The sequence below is a fragment of the Candidatus Zixiibacteriota bacterium genome, assembly GCA_026397505.1.
Lineage (GTDB): Bacteria > Zixibacteria > MSB-5A5 > GN15 > PGXB01 > JAPLUR01.
This window is the reverse complement of sequence record JAPLUR010000025.1, coordinates 1-13455: the sequence shown is the minus strand read 5'-3', so window position 1 is coordinate 13455 and position 13455 is coordinate 1. Positions and strand designations below refer to the sequence as shown.

Here is a 13455-nt window from a genome sequence, read left to right as displayed (position 1 = left end):
ATGCTTTATTCAACTATTTCAATCATAAATGGCACAGAAACAATGAAATAATAAAAACCATCAAAAACATGATACAAAAAGCAGCCTAAATAAATGAAAAAAAGGATATACCAATTTCCACACTAATATTGACATTACCGGACTTCCATTATCTTAGAACGCGGCGTTGGATACCGGACATATTTGATGCGGTTAATGAATATACTTAATAGCCGGTTTCGCGTCCGAATAGGATTGTCTGGTGAATAATGCTGATCTCACAATAGAGCGGGGGAAACCTGTAAATTCAGGTTTCCCCAAGGCAGTCAAATTCATAAGCAATCGGGCCGAGGAACTGTCAGGGCAGGCTGCACCAGTTACATACCGGGACATGACCAAATTTATAGAGAAAACCTATTATGTAAGTGATGTCCCTAACATCTATTTTATGGTCGCCGTTAGCGTCCGCTTCCTCCAGGCAGGGTGGTTTGGGGCCGCCCTTATACAAATAGTTGATTAAGTAGGTTCCATCCTGAATATTGAGATTCCCGGTATGGTTGGCATCACCCGGGTGCTGGCAGCAGGATTGGCACGGCGGCGGGCCGAAGATATTGGGGCGAGCGGCAATCCAGGTTAAAGCCTGATCGACCGCCTCCTGGGTTCCTGTCAATCCCCGGTCATATTCGGTCAGCATGATATCGATGAAAATGAGCGTGTCGGTCCGGCCCAGGTTGAATTTGCCATAGGAGGTAACGGTAAAGATATCCTGGTAGAGCGAATCTTCCATATCAGGATGCCCCGAATGCCAGGTCTCATACCCGCCGAAAAGGCTGAGTTTTTTATAGAGCTTGGCAGGAATGACTCTGCCTGTCGGCTGCACCCATTCAGCGTTCAGCCCGGTAAAAGCCCCCTGCGGCCGCAAAATATTGCCTTCGACCGGATTGTAGGGTATTCGATAGCCGCGATAAAAAGCAGAGCCGCCCATTCTTTGGTCGGCCGGGACACAATCGTTATTGGGAATCTGGTCGGGGCCATACTCGGCGCCGAAAGAATAAATCAACTGCCGGGTGGTGTCGTACCCCGAGCCGTTCTCGACGACAGAATCAGAGGGAACATCCCAGTCCATAAATTGGCCAAAATATATGCCATTGATACCAGAGGAAGTCCTGTTCCAGACCCAAAGCCTGCGGACCATAAAATCGCAGGTATCGGGATCTGACGGCGCCCAGAGTTCCCAGCGAAGTCCGATGGCAGAATCGCTTGAAAGAAATCCCTGCATATCTGCGTATTGATTATCAGCAGCACTGGAATCAGTTGAGGACGCAAGGTAGGGCAGGAAACCATGGTCCGGATCGTAGCTATCGCCAACGAAAGAGGAACTCATGACCGTGTCGGTTCCTTTAATCCGAAGAAGAAACGGGCTGGCATCATAGAGATAGATGAGGGCGTTATCACCCGGCCCGGAAATAGTCGTATCGCAATCATCAAAGAAGTTGAGGCTGCGATTCTGGGCAGTGGGCCAGCAGAGCTCACCGAAAACGACGAAACTGACCCTCTTGCAGGCAGTACGGATATAGTCGGGGAAAATATCGTTCGGGGCCTTGGATCCGATTGAAGTGTTTTTTCCGAAATCCTTGCCCTCACCCATTGGCGCCAAAAACAGTATCAAAAGCGCCAGAACAACAACGAACCTCACTTTCATTTTACCTCCCAATTAAAAAACAAAGTTACGGATTCAAACCTTAACCACTCCGAAATATCGCCCGGTGTGAGGAAAGCATAAGAAAACTTATACCGGACACATCTTAATGTAGTCAACAATATCCAGTTTGTCAAGGAAATTTTTCTCCAACAACGGAAGAAGTGCAACAATTTTCCGTCTCAGCGTTTCTCTTCGACAAATATGAGAAGAAGGGAAGAAAAGATGGTCAGACCGAGCGAGAAATAGAAGGGACTGAGAATGCCGAGCTTATCCCAAAGAAGACCGGCGATGAGCGAGGCCGGCAGGGCGCAGAGGCCGATGACCATCTGAAAGCCCCCCAGACTGCTGGCCCGATATGCCTCGGGACAGAGTTCGGCCACGAAAGTTTTCTGCACCGTATCAAGCGCGCCACGGTGCAGACCATATAAAACGAATGTCACGGCGATTGCCCAGGAGGCATGAAAAAGGATGAAGCTAAGACAAACCATGCCCCAGAAAATAAAGGCGAGGATCATCACTTTTTTCCTTCCGATTCGGTCGGATAGTTTTCCAAAGGGAAGTGAGACCAGAAAAGCGACCGCCGTGAAAATCAGATAGAGGAGAGGAACCGTGGTCAGTTTGAAACCATACTGTTTGGCGTAGATAAGCAGGAAAGAGTAGCTGAAAGAACCGAGCGAGAACAGGGCGTTCAGAAGCAGGAAAAGGCGGAAATTGCGGTCGAGATCTTTCAGGCGCAGCCCTTTGAAAATTCGGGTGTCGGTCGGTTTCTTTTCCTTGATTGCGAATATAACAAGAAGGACGGCTATAAGAGACGGTATCGCTGCGAGGAAAAAGAGATTTTTGAAGCCGATCGATCCGAGCAGGGCAATGCTGATAAGGATGCCGCAGACGGCGCCGAGGTTGTCCATGGTGCGAAGAATACCGAAATTGCCGCCGCGGTTTTCTCGCGTGGAGACATCGGCGATGATGGCATCACGGGGGGCGCTGCGGATTTTGCCGGCCCGGTCGAGGATGCGAAAGGGGATCAGGTGCGGCCAGGCACTCGAAACGGCATATCCCACCCGCGACAGCGAGCCGCACACGTATCCAAGGACGATGAAGATTTTTCTTTTCCGGAGGCGATCGGAGAAATATCCGGAGGCGGCCTGTGAGAGTGAGACGATGGCATCACCCAGCCCGTCAATCAAGCCCAGGACAGTCATATTGGCGCCCAGCACGCCGGTGACAAAGAGCGGCCAGATAGGGTAGATCATGTCCGAACCGAGATCATTGAGAAATGAGGTGACGGCGAAAATTCCAACGGTTCTTTTTGATTCGGCAGGTTTCATATTCAGAGCAGATCGGTCATAGTGCATCATTCATTACTGTCAAAATTGCACCTGAGGTGCATACCGGAAGTAAAGATAAAAGACGGAGCGGTTCTTTCATAGGAAATATTTCCGACGGGGAACTATTCCCATCGAAAGGGATAAATGGAATCGCAAATCTATATTTGACAATTCCCGAAAATTGGGAATTTTGACGAGAATCCGGCGATAAAAAGGACTAATATATCGCAAATTATTTTTCGGAGATGTTTAGAAATGGAGGCATTTGGAGTCGTTTTTCGGATCGCAAGGCGTTATCCGGCAATTGATTATCGTGACACAAGGGGGTGTCGGACAGAATTTATGGAATTTGGAGGAGGATGCGGAAACTTCAAAAAAAAAGTTGACAAGCATGCGCTTAACCATATATTAATTGACTTCAAAAGTTGCATAACAGTAATTTTGAATAGATTAGTAGAGTTATATAGCACTTTTGGTTTTAGAGGATATGGTCGAACTTACAGGAGTTCGAAACGAGAGAGAGATTAACGTTAACTAAATGACCTAATCAGTCGGGATGTGTGCCGGCTCTTTCGGCCTGCACGTGTCCTTTTTTTTCGTCCGATTTTACGGACAGAAAGGAATGTCAACATGTTAAAGCGTATTTTGCTGGTTCTTGCCGCCCTGGGGCTTCTGGCGATAGCCGGATGCAGCAAGGCGCCTGAGGTTGAGATGCAGGCCGCGTCGGCCGCTCTTGACGCCGCCAGGACTGCCGAGGCCGAGGAGTATGTGTCGGATGCCTACAGAACGGCGTCAGACACATTGAATGCTGCCATGGCCGCCAAGCAGGAGCAGGACTCGAAGTTCGCGCTTTTCCGCAGCTACGGCAAATCGAAAGAAATGTTTATTCGTGCTAAAGCTCTGGCCGACAACGCCGCTACTCTGGCCGCAACCGAGAAAGAGCGTGTCAGACAGGAAGTGATGACTCTCATCACTCAGGCTCAGGCCGCAATCGATTCCGCCGCTGCCGTCCTCAAAAAAGCTCCTATCGGAAAGGGTAACAGAGCTGAGATCGAGCTGATCAAGAATGATCTGACCGGACTCGGCGCCCAGTTCGAGGAAGCCAAGAACGACTTCAACGGTGGCAAGTTTAAAGTTGCCAAGTCTAAAGTCGAGGCGGTCATTGCCAAGGCTAACAGCATTATCAACGAAATAGCCATGGCGGTGGAGAAAAAGAAAGGCAAGTAGTTTTCTGACTACGGTCTTTACGCACCTTTTACTGCGGGGGTCGTTTCTTGAAAGCGACCCTCTCAGAAACCTTCAGCACTTACATCAGGGGATTATCCGAGGTTGATTTTGAAAGCATTGACAGGCGCCGGATCCGGATTGATTCTGGTTGCGGTTCTTGCCGTCTTTGTTATTGGCTGTCAGGACCCGCCCCTGGTCGCATTGGACAACGCCAAACGTGCTCTGGATAAAGCCTCCCGTGGGGGAGCGCTGCATTATTCCGAAAAGACATATCGTTCCGCAGAAAAACTGGTTCAGGCCGGATGGATGGAAATGGCGCGTCAGAACGGACGTCTGGCCCCTTTTCGCAACTACAAAGCGGCCGATTCAATTTTGAAACTGGCGCTGACGACCGCCAATAAGGCGGCCAGCGAAACCGAAAATCAGATTAAGAACCTGGATTCACTGGCCCGGTCGGAGCGAGGTGATTTGCAGAAAGACCTTCTCGAATGGCGTGAGGCGCTTAACGGCGCCTTGATTCGCTACCGGCTGGAATATCTATGGAATGAGGCGGAGTTGGCCTTCCGCACGAGCGAGAAATTGATTTTCAACCGTGAATATGAGGCGGCGCGGCAGACGGCGGCGGATGGCCGGCTGACATTGCGCAAGATGGCCGCGATAATGGATGATTATATTAATGACGAGGCCCAGAAAATCCATGTCTGGCGGCGCTGGGTGGCCGAGACCGTGGCGCAATCCCGGGATGAGGGAGGACATGCGGTAATTATCGACAAATCGAAGCATATTGCGTATCTTATTCAAAACGGTAATGTAATACATAAGTATGATTGCGAGCTCGGTTTTAACCCCGCGCATCAGAAACTGTTTTCCGGCGATGGCGCCACGCCGGAGGGAAAGTATACTATTAGCGTCGTAAAGACCAACGGTCATAGCAAATATTACAAGGCGCTCTTGCTTAATTATCCCAATGCCACCGACCGGGCGCGCTTTTCCGAAAATAAGGCACGCGGGGTAATTTCCCGCCGGGCCCACATCGGCGGGCTGATCGAAATTCACGGCGAGGGCGGGAGAAACCGCGACTGGACCGAAGGATGCGTGGCGCTGACCAATAAAGAGATGGATCATCTAATGCGTTACGTTTCGACGGGGACACCGGTGACCATCGTGCGGCGCTCGGACCAAGGGCCAAGAAAAAGATTCTTCTATATAGAGTCCTGCCGCTGATAGTAGTGATCGGCGGCGCGGCGGTGTATCTTTTCATGGCGACCGGCGTGAAACCTCCGACAAAAGATGAAACCCCGATGGTGTTTGATACCGATGCGGTCAATCTTCCCAAGGACGACAAGGCGGCCAAGAAGGAACTTCAGAATGCGCGCAAGGCGCTGGCCAAGGTGAAACCGGCCAAACCGTATATCGTGATCGACACCCACGCCAACCGGATATTCCTTCGCACCGAGGATTCGGTTCTTCTCGAATCGACTTGCTCGACTGGTTCCGGCGGCGAGTATGTCGATTCCGCCACCGGGCGGCACTGGATTTTCGACACGCCGCGCGGGGTGTTCAAAGTCAACAGCAAAATACCGCATCCCTGGTGGCGGAAACCGGACTGGGCTTTTCTGGAGGAGGGCGAGGCGATTCCCAAGAGCGAGGATGAACGGTATGATCCCAACATGATGGGCGATTTCGCCATGGGTTTCGGCGACGGCTATTTCATTCACGGTACGATTTACGAACGGCTTCTGGGAATCAATGTCACCCATGGTTGTGTTCGGGTCGGCTCGGATGATCTGGAAAAACTGTATAATAAGTCCCCCATGGGAACTTATGTCTATATTTTCTAAAGTATGATATTTACGAATCGTCATCTCATAATATCAGTCTGCGGTTTTCTTTTCTGCGCCATGATAGCCGGGTGCAAGGGGAACGGCGGCAACGGCAAATCGGCGGAGGGGACGAACGCCAATGCATGGAGCCGAAGCGATGCCGAAACGGAGTACGAACTGATACAGGCGGAGATGAAACTGGCCAAAACAAAGGCCACCTATCTGGTGCTTGATTTGGCGGAGAATAAACTGCTGCTGAAACTTCAGGGAGCGGTGGTCTGGGATTACCCACTGCAGTTGGATGAAAAGAATTCGGATAATATGAACAAATTTGCCGAGCATTTTATGGGTAACGACGGGCAGTTGATCCGGCCGGTCCTGGAAAAGCATCTCTTTGCGGCCAAAGACAAAAGCTCCGATTCGGTGCTGGCGATTGTAAGTGGGGTGGTGCGGGCCGAGGTTGACCTGATGCAGCGCGAGGTGCCGGAGCGGTTTCAGATTCTCTGGGATGATGATCTGATTATGGATGTGCGCAGTGAGGTGGTGGGGCAGCCCCGTTCGAAATTTCAGAACACGATGGTGGAACTGAGGCAGGCGCTGGAGCGGCCGTTCGGCGAGGCGCGTATTATAATCAAGATGGATTCCGAGCATGCATTGACCTTGTACCGTGCGACCAAGCGGGGCCTTCCGACCCTGATTTATCCTTCAAAGTAAAAATCGCAGCGTGATTGTCGAAACCCCGCTCATTCCGCCTGGAGCGGAATTCGGGGGAATTTCGACCTACCGCTGGATTCTGGCCCGCCGAAAGTCGGATCTAAGGACTTTCGCCAGAATGACAGTTATAGGGGCATTTTCAGACAGACATGCCTTCTTGCCATGAAAGACCAATTATTGTCATGCTGGACTTGATCCAGCATCCAGTCAATTTCGCAAAACCCTTCGGGATTTTGCGCTACAAGACTATGAGTGATAACGGGTTGTAGGAGGCCACGCAAGATTTCAGCTTGACTTTGCGCCGAATGGTGTTATCTTAGGGCAGTTTGGCGGTAAATGACAGTTATTGATGTGCACCCGGAGCACCGCGGAGGAGAATTCCCACCCGTTGGGTGGGTTACCGGTTTCATTTGAGCCATTCTATTGACTTAATTGCAGACCTCGATATTTCATATCTGCAACCAGACTTGGCAGTCGCGGTTGCACGGATGCCGATTATCAAATTGTCATTGCCGATGTAATAGACATTTATTGTATCTGTTTGGCCTACTATTCCCTGCAAATCCTGTCGTATGCCAAGGTCTTTTGTCATTTCATTGGAAAGATCACCAGATACGACATCCAGTATAGCCACTCTTGGTTTCATTCCACCGAATTCCTGTGGAATCTTGGGATAGATAGAATTCATGTACATACTGGCCAGCAAAATGATGCCTAAGATGATTAGAATGTAAGTCAGAGGGTTATAGATAATTCTATAGAAAGCGAAGAACTTATTCTCCATGAAATCATGTAAATTGCGAACTATTCTGTTCTTCGGCCTGAACACCGTATATGTATATCTAAATGCGCCATTAATGAATAAGGTTGTGAGCACGCACCCAGCGCCATAATATAATATATCTTCCATTGATGGAGTTCGAAAGGGCGGCTGCCGCATGTGTGGCATATAGTGAAACCATACAGCTATTAATGTTGCTAGAATTACCATGATTAAGACGCGGATTGGGCGTTTGCGCCTCACAACCCAATTGGGCCAAATATTAATAAGGAATCTGTAATAATATTTCACTACAATCAGGAGAAAGAGTGCCAATAAACAGATTGGTAAACCCGCAACCAAATATTGGCTATCAAAAATAGTCATTGGCCCAAGATTATTATGGAACGCACTTAGTGAGATTACCGTATAACCAGCAAAGTAGACTATACCTACAAGTACTAAGAAAGCATCTCTGTATTTGCCAATATTCTGAACCATTTCTGAAAAATGCTTTGCTTGCATATTTGTCTATCGATTCAATCAATCATGAAATAATGCACTACTATAATATAATGTCCTTCACTTGTCAAGCGGCATTAATCATTGCAAAATTGAAATGCCCTCATATATTTAGTTTTATAGATCGAAAGTCCTGCACTTTCGACAGAACATTTCTTGTCTGTGTGGCCATGAATCCTATATGATTTCGCATTCTAATATGTCGAAACCGCCGTTCATTCCGCAATAAGAAATTCAGCGGGAATTTCGACCTATTGTATTTGGTCTATTTTAATTTGCTTCGCAAATCATTGTCAGGAGTGCAAGACTCCTGACCTACCCGGGGTTTAGGCTTGATTTCTTTTTCATCAATCATAAAGGCGGTACCGAGGACCGAAAGCAAGAATCCGGCGAATGAGCCAAAAGCACCGATACGCAACACGCCGCCGATATCGGAAACATTTATATTCGAGGGGCTGCCGCCAAAGGCGTCAATGAATTTGTAAAGCATCACCGCCACCGAAAATACGGCGCCGATAAGTGTCACCAGCCGGGCTTTAATAAGCTCTTTCCGTTTCCAGAAAAAGAAAAAAGAGAGCATGATGATTATGGCGGCGGCCAGCACCGCCCAGAATATCCCGCCGATCCGCGCGCCGGAGGCCTCCACCGTGACCGTGCCGCACGAGACTTTCACCCAGGGCAAAAAGAAACAGATGATGGCGATCCCCGCACCGGCCGGGGTGAGAAAGATGGAGAATTTTTTCAGGTCTTTCATTATATCCTCGAAGTCATATTGTTTGTTCAAACGGTGCAGGCGTCAGGTCAAAATTTACTACCGCCGTTATTGGCAGAACCACAAGACTTCGTCTGGGGTTCTGCCCTACTTAGTACTGTCAGGAGTGCAAGACTCCTGACCTACACCTAAAATCGAAACGCCGCTCATTCCGCCAGCGGCGGAATTCGGGGGAATTTCGACCCACAAAACTATCATTAAGTCATATTAATAACGCTATCTCAATTTAAGAAAGGGTATTATATTTGAATTATGACGGCAATGCGAAAGAATATTTCGGAAAAAGCATGTCTGATCGCTCTGGCGCGCAATTCGCTCGAGAAACCGGCGGCGGATGCCTCACTTGAGGAACTGGCGGAACTGACCCGCTCGGCCGGCGGCGCGGTGGTCAAGAAAGTGCTTCAGACCCGTGTGCCGGATGCCGCTTTTTATATCGGGCGGGGGCTGGTCGATAAGCTGAAAGAGGAGTTTCAGGGGAATAATGTCGATCTGGTGGTCTTTGATGATCCTCTTTCTCCGGCCCAGCAGCGAAATCTGGAGGAGGCATTCGGGGTCAAGGTGATCGACCGCTCGGCTCTGATACTGGACATTTTTGCTCTTCATGCCCGCACCGCCGCGGCCAAGATGCAGGTGGAACTGGCTCAATTGGAATATACGCTTCCGCGCCTGGCCGGCGCCTGGGGGCATTTCAGCCGTCAGTATGGCGGAATCGGCACCAAGGGGCCGGGCGAAACGCAGCTTGAAACCGACCGACGCCGGGTACGCAAGAAAATTGCATATCTAAAGAAGGATATCGAACGACTCGGCCTGCAGCGGGAAACCCAACGGAAAGCGCGTCAGGATATGTTCAAAGTGGCCCTGATCGGCTACACCAACGCCGGGAAATCGACCCTGTTCAACCGCCTGACCAAAGCCGAGGTGGAAGTGGCCGACATGCTTTTCACCACGCTCGATTCGACCAGCCGGATGATGTCGACCGGCTACCCGGAGAAGATAATCTTCACCGATACGGTCGGGTTCATCAAAAAGCTCCCGCATCAACTGGTGGCCTCGTTCAAATCGACCCTGGAGGAGGCAACCTATGCCAATCTTCTGCTGAAAGTGGTTGATTATTCCGACCCGGATTTCCGCGAAAAAATCACCCAAACCGACCGAATTCTCTCCGAAATAGGCGCCCAGCACCTGGATTCTCTGGTGATATACAACAAGTTAGACCGGGCCGATGAGGAGGCGATTCGTCACGAGGACGACAAAGGGGGATTTTATCTCTCGGCTTTGACCGGCGAAGGGGTTGAACCTCTCCGCGAGGAGCTCTCGGGGCGGGTGAAACTCTTTCTGGTGCAATTACCTAAAGTCTGATAAGTTTTTGCCGATTCCTCTATTAGATAGAAGGAGCCTATGGCCAAGACTATTCTTATTGTTGACGATAATCCGAATATGTCCAGCCTTCTGGTGGAGATGCTGGAAGTTTTCCATTATGATGCGGTGCGGGCCGCCGACGGGCATGAAGCTTTATCCCGAATCGAAAACAATGATATCGCCATGGTGATTACCGACATGAGAATGCCGCGGATGTCCGGGCTGGAGCTGCTCCAGAATATCAAAGAGCGCAATCCGAAACTTCCGGTAGTGCTGATCTCGGGCTATTCGGTGGATGAGGTTGGTTCGGACATTGTCAAGTCGAAGGCCGATGGTTTCCTTAACAAGCCGTTCATGATGTCCGATATCGAAAAGCTGCTGTCTAATCTGCTCTAAATCGTTTTCTCCATTCAGATTCTCTTTTAAATTTCTTTTGGCGTTATTTCTTTATGGCGAATCCCCGTGCCATAAAGTTGGATTGCGCCCCTCTTGCGGCATTCTCTTTCTTACCATAGATTATATTTGATGACCGAAGATAACCCCGATTATATCGAGCTGCCGATTGACGGCGTTCTCGACCTGCACACGTTTGACCCGAAAGATGTCAAGCAATTGATCCCGGATTATATCGATGCCTGCCTGGAAAAAGGTATCATGCACATGCGCATAATACACGGCAAAGGGCAGGGAGTCCTGCGGACAATTGTCCATTCAATTCTGGATAAACATCCGGCAGTACTGCGGTACCGCCTCGATTCCCAGAGTTCCTCCTCCTGGGGGGCGACTCTGGTCGATTTGAAAAAGGATTAGCTTTCGGGAGTAGTATTTTCGTTCTGAGTATAAAATGAATCAAAACGGTTGATTTGCCGTAAATATAGCATTATATAGAAAGATTATTTGGATGAACTTTTCTATGAAAGGATGTCACCGGCCATGAAAAGGAGACATATTTTTATCGGCGTAACTATTCTAATGATACTGGCCCTGGGAATGGTTGTCCAGGCGGAAAATGCGTTCGAGAAACTGAAACAGGGAGAGAAAGTAAACGGCTTTACGGTGTTGAATCTGTATGACAACGCCGCCGACAAGCCGATGGGGGCGCGATTCATTTCCGACCGGTATGGTCTTATCATGGACTTGCTGCAAATTCAGTCGGTCCCCCAGGCCTTTTTCTGGGTCAAGAGTGTTCCGGAATCGGACAAGGGCGAGCCACATACCTGCGAGCATGTTCTTCTCGGTAAGGGGAACCGCGGACGGTATGTCGCTTCTCTTGAGGGAATGACACTCAGCAGCAGCACCGCCTATACCGGCCAGTTGCGAACCTGCTATCATTTCAACACCATTGCCGGCGAGAAGACTTTCTATACTATTTTCGAGGAGGCACTGAAAGCACTGGTGCAGCCCGATTTCACCGATGAGGAGGTTCGCCGCGAGGTTTGCCATATCGGCGTTGACAGTGACCCCAAGACCGGCCGGTTGAAACTGGATGAGAAGGGGACGGTTTATACCGAGATGGTCAGCTCATTCGAAAAGCCGTGGTACTATTCCTATCGCGTGATGGATGAGATGCTCTATGGCCCCAATCATCCTCTGGCCAATATCTCCGGCGGCGACCCGGCGGCGATCAGAACGCAGACAGCGGAGGATCTCAATAGATTCCATAAAGCCGATTATCACCTGGGCAACATGGGGGTGATTGTGTCTATCCCCGACAATATTGCCCTGCACCCGTTCCTGCAGAAAATGGATGAAATTCTGGGTGCCTGCCAGAGTTTTCCCGATTCGAATGCATACGTTGGTATCGGGAAATATAATCTTCCCCCGCCCCAGCCGACCGCGCAGCCGGGTGAAATTAGAGTGGTTGATTACCCCGGCGACATAGGTCAGGACCCCGGATACATGTCATTCTCCTGGCCGGCCGCTCTCGAAATAAACAACCGCGAGGAATTTCTGGGAAATCTATTCATGGAGGCATTTGCCGGCGGTGCAACTTCGAACCTGTATGACTATTTTATCAACTCGCAGACAAGGCGGATCAATCTCGGCGGAAATTCTATCTACGGCGGGATAAGTTCCGATCTTGGGCATCCCGTCTATTTCGGTATTTCCGGCATCGACAACGCTTATGTCACCGAAAAGATGCTCGATAGTGTCCGGAATATTATTGTCGGCGAGATAGAAAGGGTATACAATTTCGCCGACGGTTCAGATAGTTTAAAAGCATTCAACGAAAGAACCAGAAGCCGCTTGATCCAGAATCGAAAGGAGACCGAGAATTATCTCAATACGCCCCCGATGTTTGGGTTCCGGAGCGGGCCGGCCGGCCGCTGGGTGGGGCATCTGGAGAGTCTGGAGAAAGAACCCGGTTTCCGCAAATCACTCGTGCAGAAGGAATTGTTCTCGTACGCCGATAGTCTTCTCGGCACGGGGAATAATTTCTGGAGATCGTTAATCGACCAGTGGAAGGTGCGAACGATCAAGCCATATGCGGTCGGCGGCAAACCCAGCCCCGATATAGTGCAGAAAGAAAATGAGGAGAAAGCCGCTCGCATTGCCGGATATATCGAGGATTTTAAAAAGAAGTACGGTGTCAGCGATGAACAGCAGGCGCTGGCCAAGTACAAAGAGGAATTCGACCGCAAGACGGCCGAACTCGATTCAATCGCGGCCAAGACACCGCTGCCGCATTTTATCGACAATCCGCCCATGACACTTGATGACCAGCTGAAATATGAAACGATCAATCTTCCGGGAAATATCGCTCTGGGCGCCTCTACTTTCGATAATATGACCGCCGCTACCGTGGGGATGGCGCTACGGATCGATGTCATCCCGGAATCGCTTTTGGTTTATCTGCCGCTCCTGCCGAGCATTCTCACCGATATCGGAGTTATCAAAGACGGCCAGGTTATACCGTACGAGAAAATGAAAGATCTGGTCAGAAATGAGATTCTCGATCTTGATGCCCGTTTCGATATCGGCTATCAGTCCGGAAGGGCTGAACTGATTCTAACGGCCGCCGGCGGGAATCAGGAGGAACTCAGGAAAGCGCTCGGGTGGATGGATGCTTGTTTGTACTCACCATACCTGAGTGTCGATAACGTTCCGCGGCTGATGGATATTGTGGATCAGAGCCTGATATCGCTGAGAAATGTGATGAAGGGGTCGGAGGAATATTGGGTGACTTATCCGGCCCTGGCCTATCGGTATCAAACCAATCCGTTATTTCTTTCCGCCGATTGTTTTCTGACCAAAATACATCACCTGCA

Annotated in this window: 12 protein-coding genes; 8 read left to right on the top strand and 4 right to left on the bottom strand. The window is 49.8% G+C overall.

All coding sequences use genetic code 11. From position 1 onward, the window contains the following. Positions 1-337: 337 nt before the first annotated feature. Complete coding sequence (locus NT002_01290) at positions 338-1681, bottom strand: hypothetical protein (protein MCX6827906.1); 1344 nt, start codon at positions 1679-1681, stop codon at positions 338-340. Between the two features lie 179 nt (positions 1682-1860). Further along, on the bottom strand, positions 1861-3039 hold the full coding sequence (locus NT002_01285) for an MFS transporter (protein MCX6827905.1): 1179 nt from the start codon (positions 3037-3039) through the stop codon (positions 1861-1863). Between the two features lie 600 nt (positions 3040-3639). On the opposite strand from NT002_01285, the gene NT002_01280 reads away from it, so the two are divergent. The 4 genes from NT002_01280 (at position 3640) to NT002_01265 (ending at position 6773) form a co-directional block, all read left to right on the top strand. Continuing rightward, on the top strand, positions 3640-4236 hold the full coding sequence (locus NT002_01280; GenBank protein ID MCX6827904.1) for a hypothetical protein: 597 nt from the start codon (positions 3640-3642) through the stop codon (positions 4234-4236). A 108-nt stretch (positions 4237-4344) separates the two neighbouring features. Then, entirely contained in the window at positions 4345-5460 is a 1116-nt protein-coding gene (locus tag NT002_01275; protein MCX6827903.1) for a L,D-transpeptidase, read from the top strand. A 47-nt stretch (positions 5461-5507) separates the two neighbouring features. Next, a complete protein-coding gene (locus NT002_01270) occupies positions 5508-6077 on the top strand; it encodes a L,D-transpeptidase (protein MCX6827902.1) in 570 nt (189 codons plus the stop codon). 3 nt (positions 6078-6080) lie between these two features. Continuing rightward, entirely contained in the window at positions 6081-6773 is a 693-nt protein-coding gene (locus tag NT002_01265; protein MCX6827901.1) for a hypothetical protein, read from the top strand. 406 nt (positions 6774-7179) lie between these two features. On the opposite strand, the gene NT002_01260 is transcribed toward NT002_01265, so the two are convergent. Beyond that, the gene (locus NT002_01260) at positions 7180-8058 is read right to left on the bottom strand and encodes a hypothetical protein (GenBank protein MCX6827900.1); all 879 of its coding nucleotides are present in this window, start codon (positions 8056-8058) and stop codon (positions 7180-7182) included. Between the two features lie 262 nt (positions 8059-8320). After that, on the bottom strand, positions 8321-8809 hold the full coding sequence (locus tag NT002_01255; protein ID MCX6827899.1) for a hypothetical protein: 489 nt from the start codon (positions 8807-8809) through the stop codon (positions 8321-8323). Positions 8810-9088: 279 nt separating this feature from the next. Here NT002_01255 and hflX point away from each other — a divergent pair, with 279 nt between their 5' ends. The 4 genes from hflX to NT002_01235 form a co-directional block, all read left to right on the top strand. Continuing rightward, complete coding sequence (hflX, locus tag NT002_01250; protein ID MCX6827898.1) at positions 9089-10186, top strand: GTPase HflX; 1098 nt, start codon at positions 9089-9091, stop codon at positions 10184-10186. 39 nt (positions 10187-10225) lie between these two features. Next, positions 10226-10582 carry a response regulator gene (locus NT002_01245; protein MCX6827897.1) on the top strand — a complete coding sequence of 119 codons (357 nt, stop codon included), beginning with the start codon at positions 10226-10228 and terminating at the stop codon, positions 10580-10582. A gap of 129 nt (positions 10583-10711) precedes the next feature. Beyond that, the gene (locus NT002_01240) at positions 10712-10996 is read left to right on the top strand and encodes a Smr/MutS family protein (protein ID MCX6827896.1); all 285 of its coding nucleotides are present in this window, start codon (positions 10712-10714) and stop codon (positions 10994-10996) included. Between the two features lie 123 nt (positions 10997-11119). Next, the coding region (locus NT002_01235) for a hypothetical protein (protein ID MCX6827895.1) at positions 11120-13455 on the top strand (2336 nt) is incomplete at its 3' end.